16 protein-coding genes and 1 pseudogene are annotated in these 19374 nt (G+C 71.0%); 9 read left to right on the top strand and 8 right to left on the bottom strand.

The features are described from left to right. The first annotated feature begins 62 nt into the window (after positions 1 to 62). Positions 63 to 1535, top strand: coding sequence for a ribosome biogenesis GTPase Der (der, locus tag ACWGI2_RS38680; RefSeq protein ID WP_453700566.1), 1473 nt, complete (start codon positions 63 to 65; stop codon positions 1533 to 1535). 72 nt (positions 1536 to 1607) lie between these two features. Here der and ACWGI2_RS38675 read toward each other — a convergent pair whose 3' ends face one another. Continuing rightward, positions 1608 to 1907: a hypothetical protein gene (locus ACWGI2_RS38675; protein ID WP_453399253.1), complete on the bottom strand. Its 300-nt coding sequence runs from the start codon at positions 1905 to 1907 to the stop codon at positions 1608 to 1610. 178 nt (positions 1908 to 2085) lie between these two features. After that, positions 2086 to 2892: a hypothetical protein gene (locus ACWGI2_RS38670; protein ID WP_453399254.1), complete on the bottom strand. Its 807-nt coding sequence runs from the start codon at positions 2890 to 2892 to the stop codon at positions 2086 to 2088. Between the two features lie 526 nt (positions 2893 to 3418). On the opposite strand from ACWGI2_RS38670, the gene ACWGI2_RS38665 reads away from it, so the two are divergent. Further along, a complete protein-coding gene (locus ACWGI2_RS38665) occupies positions 3419 to 4054 on the top strand; it encodes a transglycosylase family protein (protein WP_453700564.1) in 636 nt (211 codons plus the stop codon). Between the two features lie 119 nt (positions 4055 to 4173). Further along, positions 4174 to 5013, top strand: a complete 840-nt coding sequence (locus tag ACWGI2_RS38660; protein ID WP_453700563.1) for a transglycosylase family protein — start codon at positions 4174 to 4176, stop codon at positions 5011 to 5013. On the opposite strand, the gene ACWGI2_RS38655 is transcribed toward ACWGI2_RS38660, so the two are convergent. Genes ACWGI2_RS38655 through ACWGI2_RS38645 form a run of 3 tightly spaced genes read right to left on the bottom strand, consistent with a single transcriptional unit; the run spans position 4988 to position 8974 of the window. Continuing rightward, positions 4988 to 5677: an ATP-binding cassette domain-containing protein gene (locus ACWGI2_RS38655; protein WP_453700562.1), complete on the bottom strand. Its 690-nt coding sequence runs from the start codon at positions 5675 to 5677 to the stop codon at positions 4988 to 4990. The genes ACWGI2_RS38660 and ACWGI2_RS38655 overlap by 26 nt on opposite strands. Next, on the bottom strand, positions 5674 to 8457 hold the full coding sequence (locus tag ACWGI2_RS38650) for an ABC transporter permease subunit (RefSeq protein WP_453700560.1): 2784 nt from the start codon (positions 8455 to 8457) through the stop codon (positions 5674 to 5676). The genes ACWGI2_RS38655 and ACWGI2_RS38650 overlap by 4 nt, the downstream gene beginning before the upstream one ends. A gap of 4 nt (positions 8458 to 8461) precedes the next feature. Next, entirely contained in the window at positions 8462 to 8974 is a 513-nt protein-coding gene (locus ACWGI2_RS38645; RefSeq protein WP_453700619.1) for a hypothetical protein, read from the bottom strand. Positions 8975 to 9109: 135 nt separating this feature from the next. Here ACWGI2_RS38645 and ACWGI2_RS38640 point away from each other — a divergent pair, with 135 nt between their 5' ends. From ACWGI2_RS38640 to ACWGI2_RS38620, 5 genes are all read left to right on the top strand, one after another. Next, on the top strand, positions 9110 to 9685 hold the full coding sequence (locus tag ACWGI2_RS38640; protein WP_453399259.1) for a hypothetical protein: 576 nt from the start codon (positions 9110 to 9112) through the stop codon (positions 9683 to 9685). Then, positions 9660 to 10940 (top strand): ABC transporter substrate-binding protein, encoded by a 1281-nt coding sequence (locus tag ACWGI2_RS38635; RefSeq protein ID WP_453700558.1) that lies wholly within the window; start codon positions 9660 to 9662, stop codon positions 10938 to 10940. The genes ACWGI2_RS38640 and ACWGI2_RS38635 overlap by 26 nt, the downstream gene beginning before the upstream one ends. Before the next feature lie 164 nt (positions 10941 to 11104). Further along, the gene (locus tag ACWGI2_RS38630) at positions 11105 to 12385 is read left to right on the top strand and encodes a glycosyltransferase family 4 protein (protein ID WP_453700557.1); all 1281 of its coding nucleotides are present in this window, start codon (positions 11105 to 11107) and stop codon (positions 12383 to 12385) included. Further along, on the top strand, positions 12382 to 13257 hold the full coding sequence (locus ACWGI2_RS38625; RefSeq protein WP_453700556.1) for a hypothetical protein: 876 nt from the start codon (positions 12382 to 12384) through the stop codon (positions 13255 to 13257). Before ACWGI2_RS38630 ends, ACWGI2_RS38625 begins: the two co-directional genes overlap by 4 nt. Positions 13258 to 13328: 71 nt before the next feature. Further along, complete coding sequence (locus ACWGI2_RS38620) at positions 13329 to 14399, top strand: helix-turn-helix transcriptional regulator (RefSeq protein ID WP_453700555.1); 1071 nt, start codon at positions 13329 to 13331, stop codon at positions 14397 to 14399. A gap of 1 nt (position 14400) precedes the next feature. On the opposite strand, the pseudogene ctaD reads toward ACWGI2_RS38620, so the two are convergent. Next, positions 14401 to 15972: pseudogene (gene ctaD, locus ACWGI2_RS38615) on the bottom strand (aa3-type cytochrome oxidase subunit I); the annotation flags it as partial. A gap of 416 nt (positions 15973 to 16388) precedes the next feature. On the opposite strand from ctaD, the gene ACWGI2_RS38610 reads away from it, so the two are divergent. Next, positions 16389 to 16604 carry an I78 family peptidase inhibitor gene (locus tag ACWGI2_RS38610; RefSeq protein ID WP_453399264.1) on the top strand — a complete coding sequence of 72 codons (216 nt, stop codon included), beginning with the start codon at positions 16389 to 16391 and terminating at the stop codon, positions 16602 to 16604. A gap of 134 nt (positions 16605 to 16738) precedes the next feature. Here the strand turns inward: ACWGI2_RS38610 and ACWGI2_RS38605 are convergent, their stop codons facing one another. Both ACWGI2_RS38605 and ACWGI2_RS38600 read right to left on the bottom strand, forming a co-directional pair. Continuing rightward, positions 16739 to 17752: a phosphatase PAP2 family protein gene (locus tag ACWGI2_RS38605; protein WP_453700554.1), complete on the bottom strand. Its 1014-nt coding sequence runs from the start codon at positions 17750 to 17752 to the stop codon at positions 16739 to 16741. Between the two features lie 237 nt (positions 17753 to 17989). Then, positions 17990 to 19150, bottom strand: a complete 1161-nt coding sequence (locus tag ACWGI2_RS38600; protein WP_453700552.1) for a glycosyltransferase family 39 protein — start codon at positions 19148 to 19150, stop codon at positions 17990 to 17992. Positions 19151 to 19374: the final 224 nt, after the last annotated feature.

Raw genomic sequence — 19374 nt, 5'->3', positions numbered from 1 at the left:
TTCAGTAGTGGATCGTCGCGAGACGGTCCACCGATCACGAATACGACAGAGGTACGGACTTCATGAACGACCAGATCCAGCCCGAAGGCTCGCCTGAACACGAGCACGGGGCGCTTGGCGATGCCGAGTACGCGGAGTTCATGGAGCTCGCCGCGGAAGAGGGCTTCGACGCCGAGGAAGTCGAAGGCGCGATCGGCGAGGCGGGCCACGGCCCGCTGCCCGTCCTCGCGGTGATCGGCCGCCCGAACGTCGGCAAGTCGACCCTCGTCAACCGCATCATCGGCCGCCGTGAGGCCGTCGTCGAGGACCGCCCCGGCGTCACCCGCGACCGCGTGACCTACGAGGCCGAGTGGGCGGGCCGCCGCTTCAAGCTCGTCGACACCGGCGGCTGGGAGCAGGACGTCCTCGGCATCGACGCGTCCGTGGCCGCCCAGGCCGAGTACGCGATCGAGGCCGCCGACGCGGTCGTCTTCGTCGTGGACGCGACGGTCGGCGCCACCGACACGGACGAAGCCGTCGTGCGCCTCCTGCGCAAGTCCGGCAAGCCCGTCGTCCTGTGCGCCAACAAGGTCGACGGCCCCTCCGGCGAGGCCGACGCCACCGCCCTGTGGGCGCTCGGCCTCGGCGAGCCGCACCCCGTGTCCGCGCTGCACGGCCGCGGCACCGGCGACATGCTGGACGCCGTCCTCGACGCGCTGCCCGAGGCGCCCGAGCAGACCTTCGGCACCGCCATCGGCGGCCCGCGCCGCATCGCGCTCATCGGCCGCCCGAACGTCGGCAAGTCGTCCCTGCTCAACAAGGTGGCGAACGAGGACCGCGTGGTCGTCAACGAGATCGCGGGCACCACCCGCGACCCGGTCGACGAGCTCATCGAACTCGGCGGCGTCGTCTGGAAGTTCGTGGACACCGCGGGCATCCGCAAGCGCGTCCACCTCCAGCAGGGTGCCGACTACTACGCATCGCTGCGCACGGCCGCCGCCGTCGAGAAGGCGGAGGTCGCGGTCATCCTGATCGACGCCAGCGAGTCGATCAGCGTCCAGGACCAGCGCATCGTCACGATGGCCGTCGAGGCGGGCCGCGCCATCGTCGTCGCGTACAACAAGTGGGACGCCCTCGACGAGGAGCGCCGCTACTACCTGGAGCGGGAGATCGAGACCGAGCTCCTCCAGGTCGCGTGGGCGCCCCGGGTGAACGTCTCCGCCGAGACCGGCCGCCACATGGAGAAGCTCGTCCCGGCGATCGAGACGGCCCTCGCGGGCTGGGAGACGCGCGTCCCGACCGGCCGCCTGAACGCCTTCCTCGGCGAGCTCGTGGCCTCCCACCCGCACCCGATCCGCGGCGGCAAGCAGCCCCGCATCCTCTTCGGCACGCAGGCGGGCACGAAGCCGCCGCGGTTCGTGCTCTTCTCCTCCGGCTTCATCGAGCATGGCTACCGCCGCTTCGTGGAGCGCAGGCTCCGCGAGGAGTTCGGCTTCGAGGGCACGCCGATCCACATCTCGGTGCGGGTGCGCGAGAAGCGCGGCCGCAAGAAGTAGCCCCGGACGGACCAATGGGCCGGGCCCCGCCTTCATCAAGAAGGCGGGGCCCGGCCCATTGGCGGTGGTGCCTCAGATCCCCCTGCGCGGGCCCGGCGGAAGGGCCGCGGGGAACTGCTGGTGCACCGTGCCGTGCTGCTCGTGGCCGTAGCGGGTGACGTGCAGCTGGCTGAAGGTGGTGTGCCGGGGGTCCTGCCGGTCGCCGACACGGTGCGTCCCGTACGGCGCGCTGCCGAACGACGTGAACCCCAGATCCTCCTCGCCGGTCCGGTCTCCCGGAAGGGCCTTGAACGACCTGCGGTACTCCGAGTAGAGCGCGTCGTAGATCGGTGTGGCCGAGTGGTCGCCCCCCGAGTCCTGCGCCGAGCGCATGGAGGGGATGGGGGACTGGTACGCCGGCCGGGGGCGGGAGGGGTCGTATGTGTGCACGTATGTGCCAACGACCCCGGTCTCGTACGGATGCGGGGGCCGCGCCGCTTTCACGGGGCGCCGGGGGCGTGACGGGCGCAGTCGGGACCCGGGGCGTGGCGGCGGCGCGGCCCGCACGGGCTCAGGTGCCCGCGAGAGGCATCGCCGCCGCGACGAGGCGGCCGTGCGTCGCCGCCTTGTCCAGGGCGTCGCGCAGCAGGTCCTCGCGCGGCTGGCGGCCGATGGAGCCGACCGGCGCCGCGAACAGGAGCACCGTCTGGAGCTTGTTCGCCGCGGTCCGCCAGGCCTCGGTGACCTGGAGCGGGTGGTGGGCCTGCCACCAGGCGACGGGGGTGCTGCCGCCGGGGCCGGGCTGGAGCACGGCGTGCAGCTGACCCGCGGCCAGCAGCACCGACCAGCCGTGCAGCACGGGAGGCACGCCGTCGAGCGAGGCCACCGGCGTGAAGCCCTGCTCGACCAGGAGCTGCAAGAAGTCGTCGCCGCCGCCGGGAGCAGACCCCGGGCGGGCGATGGCGCCGGTCGGCTCGACGACGAGGGCGGGCCGCAGCTCGCCCTCGATGAGCACGAGGCCGCTGGTCACGCCGAGGACCGCCTGGTCGGGCACTCCTTCGCCGGGGCCGGGGCCCGCGACACCGGCGACGCCGGTGCCGTCCTCGCCGGTGATCGAGCGCACGGCACCCTGCAGCTGCTCCTCGGAGACCTGGACGATCTGGGAGGGCAGGCAGGTGGCGTGGGCGAAGGCGAGTACGGCGGTCTCGTCGCCGATGAACAGGACCGTGCTGGTGCGTTCCTGCTCCGTGTCGCCCGGGGTACGGCAGGACGTGCAGTCGTAACTGCCCGGGGCGTTGTCTCCGGCGAGCAGCCGGTCGGCTTCTTCGTCGCCGATCTCGGCGCGTACGTCGTCGCCGACGTCGAGCATGCGCGGCACGGGGGGCTCCTGGATTCGTTGAGTGCGGACCGGGGGTGTGCCCGGCTCATAAGGAGACAACGGGCGATCAGTGGCGCAAGTCACGCGTGAAGGCGAACGGAATCGAACCATCCGCAGCGGAGGGTGAGTTGCCCGGCGGAATCCGTCACTCCGCGCCAACGTCTTCTGCGTACAGGGAAGTTGGGTCGGTGAGGTGGGTCACAGATCACCATGACGACAGGTCGACAAATCATGAAATCAGCGAATTAAGTGGCTGGCCTGAATTAGCCGATACTCCCGGTAACGGCCAACTGGCCTGGAAATACAAGGAGGTGGTTGATATCGGGCGATCGGACACCTAGATTCCACCGCCGTGTGCAGCGAGCACCGCTCGGGTACGTCCGCCGGCCGCACCAGGCAGCCAGCTCAAGCACCACGGCACGAACGTGCCGAACTCCGGCGGACGGGGTGGGCGGGCCTCCGGCGTCAGATGCGCGAGGAGGTCCGGGCCACCTGGGGGATCCCGGGTCCTTCGAGAGGGATATTCATGTCCGCACGTCCCAAGTGCGTTCGCAGGACAGCAGTGATCGGCGGAGCGGCGTTGCTCGCCCCGCTGGGACTGCTCACCGCCGCCGGCCAGGCCGGAGCGGCGGACAGCGGAGTGTGGGATCGCATCGCTCAGTGCGAGAGCGGCGGAAACTGGCACATCAACACCGGGAACGGCTACTACGGAGGACTCCAGTTCTCCGCGTCGACCTGGAGCGCGTACGGCGGAGGCGCCTACGCGGCGACCGCCGACAAGGCGTCCAAGGCACAGCAGATCGCTGTCGCCACGAAGGTCCAGCGCGCCCAGGGCTGGGGCGCTTGGCCCACATGCTCGGCGCGGGCGGGTGCGTCCGGCGGCGCGCCGGGGGCGGCGGCCGCTCCCGCGGCACCCAAGGCCGCCCAGGCCCCCAAGGCTCCCAAGGCGGCCGGGCAGCAGCCCGCCAAGCCGCAGAAGCGGACGCCGAGCCATGCCGACCGGGGCTCCGGGCGCGGTGACTACACCGTTCGGCAGGGGGACACCCTCAGCCGGATCGCGGCCGCGCACGGCGTCAGCTGGCAGAAGGTGTACTCCGCCAACAAGGCGGTCATCGGCGGGGATCCGAACGTGATCCTGCCCGGGCAGCGGCTCGATCTCTGAGCCGAGTCCCTCTGGGGCGCGGCCCCGCCCGGTCGTCCGACCGGGTGGGGCCGCGCCCGTGGCGGCGCGGCACGGCTCCGCGCCGCGGTGGCGCTGCCTAGCGTGGGCGGATGTATCCGATGCCGGTCAAGAGTCTTCGGTCGCTGTGGCCCGCTGGTCTGGTCGTCGCCGCTGTCACCTCACTGCTGCTGCCCGTGTCCGCGAACGCGTCGCCCCGGCCGGGGCCGGGGTCCGCCGCCGCGGCGTACGACTGCTCCCGGACCGAGGGGGCCTGGAACTGCCTCGCCAAGTGCGAGAGCACGAGCCGGTGGAACGCGAACACGGGGAACGGATTCTACGGAGGGCTGCAGTTCAAGCAGTCCACCTGGGAGGAGTTCGGCGGCCTCAAGTACGCGCCGCGTGCCGACCTCGCCACCAAGGCGGAACAGATCAAGGTCGCCGAGAAGGTGCTGCGGGTCCAGGGCTGGAAGGCCTGGCCCGTGTGCTCCAAGAAGATCCCCAAGAAGGTCCGGGAGGGCTGGGGGGTCGGGCACGGCGTGCACGTCGTCAAGGCGGGGGAGACGCTGAGCTCCATCGCCCGCCGCTACGACGTGAAGGGCGGATGGAAAGCCCTGTATCAAGCCAATCGCAAGGAGGTCGGAAACCGCCCCGACAGGCTGGCGATCGGCACGGAGTTGGTCATCCCGAAGAAGGCGGCCAAGACGTCCACCGAGTCGGCCAGGCCGTCCGAGACGGCCGGGGCGAAGAAGCCTGCTCCGTCCGCCAAGCCGGCCGCGACTGCGAAGCCTGGCCCGTCCGCCAAGCCGGCCGAGCCTGCGAAGCCGGTTGGGTCGGCTAAGCCTGTCGAGTCGGAGAAGCCTGCGGAGTCAGCCGTCCCTGCTGAGCCTGGGGAGTCGGCCGTGGCTGCGGAGCCTGCCGAGCCTGGTGTGTCGGCTAAGCCTTTGGTCCCGGTTGGCTGAGTTCGCTTGCCTCGCCGCTGAACACGACCTCGCCACGGCGTAGTTCGTACACCACCACTGCCGTCCGGTCCGCGTGCTCGCGCAGGCCGGGCGGCAGGCGTTGTTCCGCGGCGAGGACGCAGGTGGGGGCGGCGCGGGTGCTCAGGGCGATGAGGAGGTCGTACGTACGGGTCGCGACGGTGGGGGACATGCCCTGGGTGGGTTCGTCGATCAGGATCACGCCGGCGCCGGTCGTCAGGAGGGCGCGGGAGAGGGCGAGCATGCGTTGCTCTCCGCCGGAGAGGGTGCCTGCGGGGCGGGGGAGCAGGGGGCGTAGTTCGGGGTACGCGTCCAGGGCCGGGGTGATGTCGGGGGCGGACAGGCTGAGGTTCTCGGCGACCGTGAGGTGGCCGAAGACCGCTTGGCCGTCGGGTACGAAGCACAGGCCCCGCCGGGCGCGTTCGTGAGCGGTGAGCCGGGTGACGTCCGTGCCGTCCCAGGTGACGGTGCCGGAGGTGAGGCGGGCCGTGCCGGCCAGGGCCCGCAGCGCTGTCGTACGGCCCGAGCCGTTGCGGCCCAGGAGGACGGTGAGGCCGGGGGCGGGGGCCGCGAGGGTCACGCCGTGCAGGGCTTCGAGGGGGCCGTAGCGGACGCGGGCCTCGTGGAGTTCGATGCCGGTTCTCATGGGGCTGCCCTGTGGAGGACTTCGGTCGGGGGGCCCGACGTGACGATGCGGCCCGCCGCCATGACGTGCACGGTGTCGGCCAGGTCGGCCACCAGGTCGATGTCGTGCTCGACCACCAGGAGTGCCATGCCGTCGGCGGCCAGGGCTCGCAGGACGCGGGCCAGGGCGGCCACTTCGGCGGTGTCCAGGCCTGCTGCGGGTTCGTCCAGGAGGAGTGTGTGGGGGTGGCTTGCGAGGGCTCGGGCCAGTTCTACGCGTCTGAGGGTGCCGGTGGGGAGGTCTGCGGCGGGGTGGTGGCGGGTGTCTTGGCCGTGGAGGTGGAGGAGGCGAAGAGACTGGGTCGTGGCCTGGGGGTGCTTCAGGCGTCCTTGCTCGGCGCCCACTTGGACGTTCTCAGTGATGGTCAGCGACGGGAACACGGCCAGTTGCTGGAAGGTACGGGCCACGCCGAGGCGGGTGCGGGCGTGGGCGGGGGCGCGGGTGATGTCTCGGCCGCCGAGGGTGATGCGGCCGGAGTCGGGGCGGAGGGTGCCGGCGAGGCAGTGGAAGAGGGTGCTCTTGCCCGCGCCGTTGGGGCCTACTACGGCGGTGATGTGGCCTGGGGGTACGGAGAGGGTCACGTCGTCGAGGGCGGTGAAGCTGTCGTAGGTGGCGGTGATGTGGTGGGCGGTGAGGGGGTGCGGGGGTTGGTGGTGGGGTGTGTTTGGGGGTGGGGCTGCGCCGGTGTGTGTGTCCTGGGCGTTGTCCGGTGGCTGCTGGGGTTCGCGGAGGGGTGCGTTTGGGGGCGGGGCCGCCTCGGTATGTCCGTCCTCGCTATCGTCCGGTGGCCGCGGGGTTTCGGCACCGGAGCGCCGCGAACCGTGCTCCGGGCGGACATACCGAACCGTCCCCTCGGGTCGCGTCGGCGGCTGCGGCCCGTCGCCAATTGCGCTGCGGGGTGATCGGGTGGGTGGGTGGGGAGTTGGGGTCAGGGCGTTGCGGGCCCGCCCGCCCAGCGGCGTCAGGCAAGCGCGGCGCAAACCCCCGGCGGCAGCCGGCACGCGCCCGACCAGCACCGCGAGGACGCCGATCAAGGCCGCCGCCACCCCACCCCGCGTACCCGCGTCAAGGCCCACCAGAAGCGCCGCAGCCAGCAGGGCACCCAGCAGACTGTCCGCCCCAAGCACCACCACCGCCGCGAACCAGAGGAGCCCGCGCACAGGGTCGTACGCGGCGGGGTCGAAGGCCCGCAGCCCCATGCCCAGCATCCCGCCCCCCAGGGCGGCAAGCGCCGCCCCGGCCACGAAGGCCGTCAGCTTCAGGGTGCGCACCGGCACACCCGCGGCCGCCGCCCCCGCCTCGTGATCCCGCATCGCGGCAAGCGCCCGCCCCATGCGGCCCCGGCGCATGCTGACCGCGAAGAGCAACGCCGCGGCGAGCAGCGCCAGTTCGAGGACGTAGTACGCACGGTCGCTGTCGAAGCCCGCAGGGCGGTCCAGGGTGAGGCCCGACGTCGCGTACGGCTGGGCGAAGACGAAGCGGCTCACACCGACGCCCACCGCGAACGTCGCCAGGGCCAGCGCAAGCCCGCGGCGGCTGATCGCGGGCCAGCCGGTGAGGAGGCCGAGGGGGGCCACCAGGAGGACGGCCACGGCCAGGGCGGGGAGGTGGGGGAGTTCGGGCAGGCCAGGGAAACGGCCCGCCGCCAGGAGGGCGGTGAAGAGCGCGCCAAGACCCGCGTACGCCGCCTGGCCAAGGGAGATCTGGCCCCCTCTGCCGGTCACGATCACCAGCGAGAGCAGGATCACCGCAAGCGCCGGGACCTGCACCGAGGTCGTCAGGTCCGAGCCCGCGAAGCCCAGCGGGATGAGGAAGAGGACCGCCGCCACTATCCACGCGCCCGGCGGCGCCGGGACGCGCGCCGCCGCCGTGCGGGGGAGCGTGTTCCGCGAGCCGATGCCCGGGAGTACGAGCGCCGCGATGAGGAGGGCCACCACGAAGAGGTTGGCCCCCAGGGCCTGGAGGAGGGGTTCCGCCCAGCCGGAAGGGTGCAGGCGGGTCAACTGGCTCTGGGCCACGCCGATCCCGAGGGCCACTGCCACCGCGATGAACAGGCTCCGCATGCGGGCCGCCACCGCTACCGCCACCACTTCCATCACCAGGAGCGGCATGCCGTAGGGGTCCAGGCGTACGAAGGGAGCGAGCAGCACGCCGGTGAGGCCCGCCGTGAAGGCGCCGAACGCCCAGCCCGCCGAAGCCACCCGGTCCGCGTCGATGCCGCTGAGGACCGCGAGGGGACGGTTGTCCACCACGGCCCGCAGCTCGCTGCCGAAGCGGGTCCAGCGGGTGACCGCCCAGACCGTCGCGGCCAGGGCGAGCGTCACCGCCAACGGGGCCCAGGGGTCCGCCGATACGAGCGTGGGGGCGTCAGCCTTCGCTCCCTGGCCCCAGATCAGCGCGGCGCCGCCGACCAGGAGGATGAAGACGCCGATGGACGCCACCAGGGTCTGGGCCGGATCGCTGCCCAGGATCGACAAGGGGCGGAAGACCGCCTTCTCCAGGAGCAGGCCGATGGCCGGGGCGACCAGGAGGAGCGTGACGGCCGTGGCCAGGGGCAGCGGCCAGTGCCACTCCACCGTCAGCTGGCGCAGGACGTACGCGCAGACCATCGCGATCGCGCCGTGCGCGAAGTTGAGGACACCGGTCGCGCGGTACGTGACGATCAGGCCGATGCCGGTGAGGGCCGCCGCGCTGCCGACCGCGAGCCCGGCCAGCGTCAGGTCGTAGCTCAGGGAGGCCACCGGGTCATCGCTCCGGTGACGGGGTGATGGGCGTCGGCTGCGGTTCGCAGATGGGGCAGGGGCTCAGGTCGCCGGTCGCGAGGATGTGGGCGTCCGCGGGGACCGCTTCCGGCTTTCCCGCCACCAGGGGGCAGTCCGCCCGGTGCCAGAGCGTGCCGCCGGGGATCATCAGCAAGTCGCCGCTGGTAGCCACCGGGTCGGGCCGCTCCGTCGTGGCGGGAGGCGTGCCGGCCGTCACCAGGAGCTCGTACAGCTCTTCCACGCGGGCCGTGGCCAGGGCGCTCCTGCCGTGGGTGAAGAGCACCGCCCCGGCGATGATCAGCGCCGCGCCCGGGACCGTGCACGACGCCAGATACGGGAGCTGACGCTCGGCGAAGCGTTCGCCCGAGATGCCGTACCAGCCGACCACGCAGAGCACCGCACCGGCGGCGAGGGCGGCGAAGGCCACCCAGAGGACGGGGCGCACAGCGCGGAGCCGGGCCGAACGAGCTGTCTGATCCGGTTGAGCCGCCCGCATCTGCGCCCCCTGGGACACGTTCGTAGCGTCGGTGGGCTGTCCATGTCAGCCGATGGCTTGCACTATGCCTTCTGCAAGCTGACCCTGAAAGCACCGGGCCCTGATGGCCCGGACCGACACCCGGTGGTGAGCCAGATGGTTCTCTGGACCAGCCCCAAGCGGGGGAGCGATCTCAGGCGGGGAAGGGTGAGGAGCGCGGCCCTCGCGGCAGCCGCGGTCCTGCTCGTCGCTCCGGCCGCCGTGGCATGCGGTGACGACAGCGGCGGGGGCGGCGACAGCGATCCGCCCAAGCCGTCCGCGGAGAAGTCGACTCCGGACGCCTCTTCGGAAGCGCCCGCGGGGGACGCGCCCGCGGATCCGGCGGCGGCCGAGAAACAGGTCAAGGAGAACTTCGAGAAGTTCTTCGATCCGGCCGTTTCCATGAAGGACAAGGAGGCCGTCCTCGAGAACGGGCCGAAGATGCGCGCCGTCCTGAAGAGCTTCAGCGGCGACGAGCGCGGCAAGCAGGTCAGCGCCGACGTCAACAAGGTCGAGTTCACCTCGGCGACCGAGGCGGACGTGACGTACGCCCTGACCCTGAAGGGCGCCACCGCGCTGCCCGACGCCTCGGGCACCTCCGTCAACCAGGACGACACCTGGAAGGTGTCCGTCAAGACCCTCTGCGCCCTGGTGAAACTGAGCGGCAATGAGTCGCCCGGTCCGGGCTGCTGAGGTCCTAGGGGGCGCCGCGCTGCTCGTGGCCGTGGCGGGGTGCGGCAGCCGGCTCCCCGAGAGCGACTTCGAGTCCAGGAGCAGGGCGCCCGCCCCGTCCGGGGCACCGATCCGGGTCGGCATCATCACCAGCGCGACGAGCCCCGTCGGCGGCTCCGCGTTCACCGGGCCCAGGGACGGGGCCAAGGCGTACTTCGAACGGCTCAACGCACGCGGTGGAATCGACGGGCGCAAGATCGAGGTGCGCACGTGTGACGACGGTGGCAGCGGCGTCGGCAACAACGAGTGCGTGCACAAGCTGGTCGACGAGGAGCGCGTCGTCGCGCTCGTCGCGACCAGCTCCCTCGACTACGCGGGCGCCTCCCGGGTCTCCCGCGCGCGCGTGCCCGATGTCGGGGGCCAGCCGATCGGGTCCGCGTACGACACCTATCCGCATCTGTACGGGATCTACGGCAGCCTCGCCCCGCGCGACGGGAAGCCCGGCTGGGGCGGCAAGCTGATCGGCGGGACCGAGGTCTACCGCTACTTCAAGCGGGAGCAGGGCGCGCGCACCGCCGCCGTCGTCTCCTACAACCAGGCCTCGTCCGCCGCGTACGCCCGTCTCGTCACCCGGGGCCTGAAGGCCGAGGGCTACAAGGTGGTCACCGAGCAGGTCGACTTCGCGCTGCCCAACTTCCGCGCGGCGGCGGCCGACCTGAAGGAGCAGGGCGCCGACCTCGTCTTCGACGCGATGGACACCCACGGCAACGCCCAGCTGTGCGAGGCGATGGACGACGTGGGCGCCGACGTCACCGCCAAGGTCACCAACGTCCAGAACTGGACCTCCTCCGTGGCCGGCGACTACAAGGACGCGCCGCGCTGCCGCAACGCCCTGTGGGCCACCGGCGCGAGCCGCAACTACGAGGACACGGACCAGCCGGCCGTACGCGAGTTCCGCGACGCCATGAAGGGGCACAAGGAGCTCTCCCAGTGGCAGCTGGAGGGCTGGGCCGCCGCGATGTGGTTCACGGACGCGGCGAAGTCGTGCCGGGCCGACGTCACGCGCGCGTGCGTCGACCGCTTCATGAACCGCGGTGAGCCCTACACGGCACGTGGACTGCTGCTCCCGGTGACGTACGAGGAGCGGGCCGAGCCGCCCGGCACCCGGAGGGCCTGTGTGTCCGTGGCCCGCTGGAAGGACAGTGAGGGCTGGGTCACACAGGGGAACATGAACGACAACTGCTTCGAGGTGCCGCAGCTCTCCTACCAGCCATGATGCGTGTACCTAGCAGGAAAGTTCCCGAAACCGGGTACCGATGGCACAACTGTTCAGGAACAAGCTGATGATGAAACCCAACCCTCTGTCCGTAATCCCCGTCTAACCCTGCGGTAGGCGGACGAGAAGGACTGTCCGCGGGGAAGCGTGGGATACGGGGACGCATGCATATCTCTTTCCTGATTCACAACGCGTACGGAATCGGCGGGACGATCCGGACGACGTACAACTTGGCGAACACTCTCGCCGAGCAGCACGACGTCGAGATCGTCTCCGTCTTCCGGCACCGCGACGAGCCCGTGTTCTCGCCCGACTCCCGCGTCAGGCTCAGTCACCTCGTCGACATGCGCAAGGAAAGCCCCGGATATGAGGGGGAGGCCGCCGAAGCCCTGCGGCCCGCCCGGACGTTCCCCAGTGCGGAGGGCCGCTACGACCAGTACAGCGCCCTCACCGACCGGCGCATCGCCGAGCATCTCTCCTCGGTCAGCGCCGACGTGGTGGTCGGTACGCGGCCCGGCCTGAACGTGCACCTCGCGCGCGAGACCACGCGCGGCCCGCTGCGGGTCGGCCAGGAGCACCTCACGCTCGACAGCCACTCCAAGGAACTGCGCCGCCAACTGCGCAGCGTCTACCCCCGCCTCGACGTCCTGACCACGACCACCGAGGCCGACGCCCGCGCCTACCGACGCAAGATGCGCCTGCCGGGCGTCCACGTCCAGGCCGTGCCCAACCCCGTGCCCGCGCCCGGCATCGAGCCCGCCGACGGCAACCAGAAGTGGGTCGTCGCGGCCGGGCGGCTCGCCCCCGTCAAGCGGTACGACCTGCTGATCCGGGCCTTCGACCAGGTGCGCGCCGAGCGCCCCGACTGGCGCCTTCGGATATACGGCGGCGGCAAGCAGAAGGACAAGCTGCGCGCCCTGATCGACGAACTCGGCCTCTACAACCACGTCTTCCTGATGGGGCCCGCCCACCCCATCGAGCCCGAGTGGGCCAAGGGCTCCATCGCGGCCGTCACCTCCAGCCTCGAATCCTTCGGCATGACCATCGTCGAGGCGATGCGCTGCGGCCTGCCCGTCGTGGCCACCGACTGCCCGCACGGTCCCGGCGAGATCATCGACAACGGTGTCGACGGGCGACTCGTCGAGGTCGGCAACCCCGACGCGATCGCGGGCGGACTGCTCGAACTGATCAACAACGACACACTCCGCCGGCGGATGGCGGGTGCCGCTCTCGAGGACTCCGAGCGCTTCGACCCGGTCCGCATCGCCGAACGCTACGACGCGATGTTCACCGGGATGCTCGCCCGCGGCAGCTCCTTCGGCGGCCGGATGCGCGGCTCACTGCACCGCACCCGCGGCGCGCTCCTCGGCGGTGCGTACGCGGTGCGGGACATCGGACATGGGGTATCGACCAGCGGCATACAGACGAAGGGATCCACCGCATGACGGCCTTGGCCACCTCGGACGCCTCATCGCCCTGCGACACCGGTGCCGATCAGGACGTCGCGGCGGCACCACGCGCCGACTGCATAGCCGACTCCGCCGGAGGCCTCACCTTCGACGTCACCGACCCCGGTGGCAAGGGCGCGGCCTACCTGCTGCTGCGCCGCCGTGACGCCGCCTCCGCCGAAGAGGACGTACGCCTGCCGCTCTCCCCGGCGGCCGACGGACGGCTGCGGGCCGCGCTGCCCAGCAGTGTCGAGCTGGCCGAGGGACGTTGGAACGCCTACGCGGAGGTCGGCGGCGCCACCCCCCGCCGCCTCGCGCCCGGCGTCAACGACCTGCGCTCGCTGGTCGATCGCGCCCCCAGCGGCGCCCGCGGCCACATCGCCGTCCGCATTCCGTACGCGACCAAGCAGGGCAACCTCTCCGTACGCAGCTGGCTGCGCGCCCCGCACGCGGAGATCGGCGAGCTGCGGATCGAGGGCACCCAGGTGACCGCGCAGGGCCGCGTGTACGGCACCGCGCTGACCGGCGCCGCATACGCGGAGGCGTCCCGTCGCGCCGAGCCCGACCGGATCGAGCGCTACGAACTGACCGCCGACGGCGTGGAGTTCAGCTTCGCCCTGCACTGCGACGTGCTCGCCGACAGCGGGCCCGGCCCCTGGGACCTCTGGCTGCGCCCGGCGGGGGAGAGCGGGCCGCGGATCCGGCTCGCCCGGCTCCTGGACGACATCCCGGACAAGAAGCAGATCTTCACCTATCCGGTGGTCCGGCTCGACACGGCGGCGCACGGCGCGCTGGAGGCGGGGGCGTACTACACGAACGACAACGACCTCTCGGTACGGATCCGTGAGGCGAACACGGTCGAGGGGTGACGTCGGCCAGTCGGTGAAGCTGATGCCATCGCGGACCGTGGCTGTCCGCGACGCCGGGCACAATCAGCCCCATGTTGGAGACCTCCGCACGACTGCTCCGCCTGCTCTCGCTGCTCCAGGCCCACCGCGACTGGTCGGGCGCGGACCTGGCCGACCGGCTCGGCGTGACCCCGCGCACCGTGCGGCGCGACGTGGACCGGCTCCGCGAGCTCGGCTACCCCGTCAACGCCAGCCCCGGCACGGGCGGCGGCTACCAGCTCGGCGCGGGCGCAGAGCTGCCGCCGCTGCTCCTCGACGACGACGAGGCGGTCGCCGTGGCCGTCGGCCTGCGCACCGCCGCCGGACAGGGCATCGAGGGCATCGGCGAGACCTCCGTACGCGCCCTGACCAAGCTGGAGCAGGTCCTGCCGAGCAGACTGCGGCGCAGGGTGGGCGCCCTGACGGCGTTCACCGTGCCGATGCTTCGAAGCCCCCAGGCGCAGGCCGTCGACCCCTCGGTCCTGACCGAACTGGCCCACGCCTGCCGGGACGCGGAGCGCCTGCGCTTCGACTACCGCGACCACGGCGGCGGTTCGACCCGCCGCACCGTCGAACCGCACCGCCTCGTCTGCACCGAGCGCCGCTGGTATCTGGTCGCCTGGGACGTCGACCGCGACGACTGGCGTACGTTCCGCGCGGACCGCATCACACCGAAGCCCCCGCACGGACCGCGCTTCGCGCCGCGCACCCCGCCGGCCGACGACCTCGCCGCGTACGTCTCCAAGGGCGTCTCCACGCGTGCGTACGCCGCACAGGCGGTGTTCCGTCTCCTGGTGCCCCTGGAGGAGGCGGCCCAGCGGGTCACCCCGTCGGACGGCACGCTGGAGGCCGAGACCGAGCACAGCTGTCTGTTGCGCACGGGCGCCATGAGCCTGGACGTCATGGTGATCCATGTGCTGCTCATGGGTTTCGAGTTCGAGGTCGTCGAGCCCGTGGACTTCACCGAACGGCTCAGCTCGGCGAGGGACCTCCTGAGCCGGGCCCTGGACCGGGGTGTTCGGTCTGCGGGTCCGGGTACTGCGCCTGGGGCGGATGGAACGCGGCGAACTCCGGATGGTGCAGGTCGAACGCCGGGGACTCGGAGCGGATCCGGGGCAGCGTGACGAAGTTGTGGCGCGGCACCGGGCAGGGGGTGGCCCACTCCAGGGAGCGGCCGTATCCCCAGGGGTCGTCGACGTCGATCTTCTTGCCGTACTTGGCGGTCTTCCAGACGTTGTAGAGGAACGGCAGCGTGGACATGCCGAGCAGGAACGCCCCGATGGACGAGATGGTGTTGAGCGCCGTGAAGCCGTCCGCGGCCAGATAGTCCGCGTAACGCCGTGGCATGCCCTCCGCGCCCAGCCAGTGCTGGACGAGGAACGTCACGTGGAAGCCGACGAAGAGCGTCCAGAAGTGGATCTTGCCGAGCGTCTCGTCGAGCATCTTCCCGGTGAACTTCGGCCACCAGAAGTAGAAGCCGCCGAAGGTCGCGAAGACGACGGTGCCGAACACGACGTAGTGGAAGTGCGCCACGACGAAGTACGAGTCGGTGACGTGGAAGTCGAGGGGCGGCGAGGCCAGGATCACGCCGGTGAGCCCGCCGAAGAGGAAGCTCACGAGGAAGCCGATCGACCACAGCATCGGTGTCTCGAACGACAGCGAGCCCTTGAGCATCGTCCCCGTCCAGTTGAAGAACTTCACGCCCGTGGGGACCGCGATGAGGAAGGACATGAAGGAGAAGAAGGGCAGCAGCACCGCGCCCGTCGCGAACATGTGGTGCGCCCACACGACGACGGAGAGCCCGGTGATGGCCATCGTCGCGCCGATCAGGGGCAGATAGCCGAAGATCGGCTTCCTGCTGAACACCGGGATGATCTCGGAGATGATCCCGAAGAACGGCAGCGCGATGATGTAGACCTCGGGATGCCCGAAGAACCAGAAGAGGTGCTGCCACAGGAGCGCGCCTCCGTTCTCCGGGGCGAAGACCATGGAGCCGAAGCGCCGGTCCGCCTCCAGGACGAGCAGCGCGGCGGCGAGCACGGGGAACGCGAGCAGCACCAGGATCGAAGTGAACAGGACATTCCAGGTGAAGACGGGCATCCGGAACATCGTCATCCCGGGGGCGCGCATCCCGATGATGGTCGTCAGGAAGTTCACCGAGCCGAGGATCGTGCCGAACCCGGAGAGTGCGAGCCCCATGATCCACAGGTCGGCGCCGATCCCCGGTGACCGCTCCATGCTGTTGAGCGGCGCGTAGGCGAACCAGCCGAAGTCGGCCGGGCCGCTGGGCACCAGGAGCGAGCCGAGCACCATCAGGCCGCCGAAGAGGAACAGCCAGTAGGAGAGCATGTTGAGCCGCGGGAAGGCCACGTCGGGCGCGCCGATCTGGAGCGGCATGATCTCGTTGGCGAAGCCGGCGAAGGTCGGCGTCGCGAACAGCAGCAGCATGATCGTGCCGTGCATGGTGAACGCCTGGTTGAACTCCTCGTTCGTCATCAGCTGTAGCCCGGGACGGGCGAGTTCGGCCCGCATCATCAGGGCCATCAGCCCCGCGGCGAGGAAGAACACGAAGGACGTGACCAGGTACAGGTGACCGATCTTCTTGTGGTCGGTGGTGGTCAGCCAGTCCACGAGGATCCGGCCCGGAGTCTTCCGCAAGGCCGGCGGTGCCGCCGCGGTCGCGGTCTCAGTCCCCATCGCTCGCCCCTTCGCCGTCACGCCGCCGGTCCTGCTCGAAGCACCCGCCATGATGCTCGCGTCACACCCGGATCCGACAGGGGGCGTACGGGCCCGCTGTGCCGGAACCTCGAATTCCCTATGCGTCGTCACATCTCGTCGAGCACCCTGGATTCAGAAATGAGGAGGGTATGTAAAGGCAACTCGGCACTCTGTCCGCCGTGCTATTTCAGTGGTACCGAGACGCTCTCAGGTAGCTCGCGGGAAATCCAGGAATGGCGTCGGAACAACTTCGGAACCGCCCGTACGTGTGACGGAGTTAAGGCGAAACGCACGTCGTGATCCTGTGACAAAAGCGTGACCGGAGGGGGACCGGTGACGCATGGTGTCCGGCTACGGCCTTCCCCGGCCGGGCCGCGGCGCCTAACGTGGCGGCCATGGCACCTATTCCGACCCCTCCCGCCGAACCCCAGGACACCTTGGACGCCTACGTCGGCCTCTCGGCCGAGGGCGCCGAGCGGCAGGCCCGCGAGCGCGGCTGGTCCACCGTCAGGTCGTTGCCGCCGGGCGCGATCATCACCATGGAGTACCTCGCGGGGCGGCTCAACTTCGAGGTCAAGGAAGGCGTCGTGATCCGCTGCTGGAAGGGCTGACCCTCGGCAAGGCGTGACCACGGACCACTGGCCACTGACCACGGCACGGCGAAAGGCCCCGGTTCCTGGACGGAACCGGGGCCTTCGCGATGCGGGGGATGGGTTGTGCGTACCGACCCCCGCTGTCTTCGGGGCTAGCCGCCCGCCACCGGCCGTGGCGACGTGGCGGCGCGTGAGGCGCGCTCGGAGTGCGGCGGGCGGCGGCTGCCCGCGGGGGTGACCGGGCTGCGCTCGGAGCGCGGTGTGTGCGGGCCCGGCGCGAGGTAGGCCGGGGCGCGGGCGGGACGGGAGGCGCCGACCGGCTCGCGCAGCGGGGGCTCGTCGGCCGGTGCGGGGGTGGGCCGCGGCACCCTCGCCGGAGCCGGGGCGACCGGGGTCGCGAGGCCGGCGCGACGGGCGCGCCACAGGTCCCGCAGGCTGAAGATCCAGCCCTCGACGCGGTTGATGAGCGGCTCGACCCAAGGCAGGGCGAGCAGGACGAGCAGACCCGCGGCCCAGCCGAGGAAGACGTCGCTCAGCCAGTGGGTGCCGAGGTAGACGGTGGTCAGGCCGACGCTGAGGGAGACCACCGCGGAGAGCGCCGAGAGATAGCGGCGGGTGCGCGGGGTGGAGGCCATGTAGGCCAGGATTCCCCAGGTCACGACGGCGTTGGCGGTGTGGCCCGAAGGGAATATATCGCCACCGAGCCACATCTCGTTGGCGCCGATCGTGGTGGCGTAGTGCGGGCCGAGGCGGCCCATGCCGATCTTGGCGGCGCCGACCGTGACGTTGAGGAGCAGCAGGGCGGCGCCGAACGTCAGGAGCGGGCGGATCGTGTGCTGACGCCAGGAGCGCCAGCCCAGCCAGGCCGCGACCATCACGGCGGTCGGGCCGCGCTGGCCGAGGACCACCCAGTAGTCGAGGAAGGCGTGGATCTCGGGCCACTGCTGGTAGGGCCTGAAGAACATGACCTGCCAGTCGAACCGCACCAGCCACGACGTGGTCAGCACGGCGACCACGATGGCGAGGTAGAAGGCCAGGGTCGCGCTGAAGAGCACGATCCTGTGTCTGCTCATCCTCGGCAGATCAAGGCCGGCAGGTCGTTCCGGCTCCCGGTCAAGACGGGCGAAGACCCGGTCCAGACGGGTGAGGTTTCGTTCGGTACGCACCCAATCGACGTTACAGCGAGTGAGTGCGGGACTAGGCCGAATCAGTGGCTTTGTGATGACGATGTGATGTGGCATTGATCTCAGACGGGGGTTTATTCCTGCGGTTTCCCTATTCCGAGATGAGCCCCTTACTGAATTCGTTGATCATTGATGCGACCGTTTTATGGTCCTTATAAATTCGTTCACCGGGGTCTTGCGCGGATTTTGCCGTCCGCTCACCACGGCGCCCGGAAACGATCATGGCGGACCTGAGCCGTTCAGCCAGAACGACCCGTACACCGCGCTCGCCGCCGCCACACCCCCGAGCACCAGCGCCGACCTGGACGGACGCACCCTACCGAGCGCCACAGCGATCGGCAGGAGGAGCGGGAAGGCGGGCAGCAGGAGGCGCGGCTTCGAGCCGAAATAGCCCGCGGCGCACAGGGCGAGCGCCACGACGATCCCGCAGTAGACGAGGAGCGGCAGCGGCTGCTTCTGGCGTACGCCGATGACGTACAGCCAGACCACCAGGGCGACCCCGACGATCAGGCCGACCCCCGCGAGGGCCGCCGGGAAGGCGGTGAACTTCTCGCCGATGAAGCGGGCGAAGGCATAGCCGAAGTCGAAGCCGTTGCCCCAGCCGGCCTGGACGTCGAGATAGCCGAGGAGGCCGTCGCCGGTGCGGTGGCCGACCCACAGGACGTAACCCGCGGCGCCGAGCGGGGCGAGGACCACCCCGAGGATCATGCGCCGGTCCGCGGTGCGCTCCCGGCGGACGTGGACGGCCGCCGTCACCCAGAGCGCCGCCACGACCGCGGCGCCCACGGGCCGGGTCAGCCCCGCGAAGGAGGCGAGCACGCCCGCCCACACCCAGCGTCCCGTGAGCACCGCGTACAGCGACCAGGCCGCGAGCGCCGTGAAGAGGGACTCGCTGTACGCCATCGACTGCACGATCCCCACGGGCAGGACCGCCCACAGCGCGACCGCGCAGATCCCCGCGCGGCGCCCGTAGAGGTGATCGGCGATCGCGAAGATCCCCCCGGCCGCGCAGAGCGAGGCGAGCCAGCTCACCACCAGGCCGGCATCGGCGTACGACAAGGGGCTGACCGCCGAGACGAGGCGCTCCAGCCAGGGCAGCAGCGGGAAGAACGCGAGGTTCGAGTGGACGCTGCCGTCCGGGAGCGTCACCTCCCAGCCGTAGCCGTGCTCGGCGACGCGGGTGTACCAGAGGGAGTCCCAGCGGGCGGTGAGGAGGGTGTGCCAGCTCTTGCCCGCCGCCGCGCTCCACACCGCGAGCACCGCGACCCCCAGGGCGCGCACCCCCGCGTAGGCGAGGAGCGCGGGCGCCGCACGGCGCAGCGCGGCGCTCGCACGGGCGCCGTACGACGGCGGGGGCAGGCGTTGATCCAGGTCGGTCACGGGCTCGATTATCGGCGCAGCCGGGAACCGGCGGGCCTGCCGGGGGCGTGGTCCATGCGTGGGCAGCGTGGCGTATGCCACACCGTCTCCGTGCAACCGTGAGAGGTCCGCCACGCGCCACAGCCGTGAACTCGCGTACTCTGACGGCTCACTCGCCTTTCGTTGCCGCCAGCTGGGAGATCACGTCCCGCGGGGCCGCCGATGCGAGGGATCACTGGGAGGTA

It is taken from the genome of Streptomyces sp. NPDC054866, from assembly GCF_053610745.1.
This window is presented reverse-complemented; position numbering and strand designations above follow the sequence as displayed.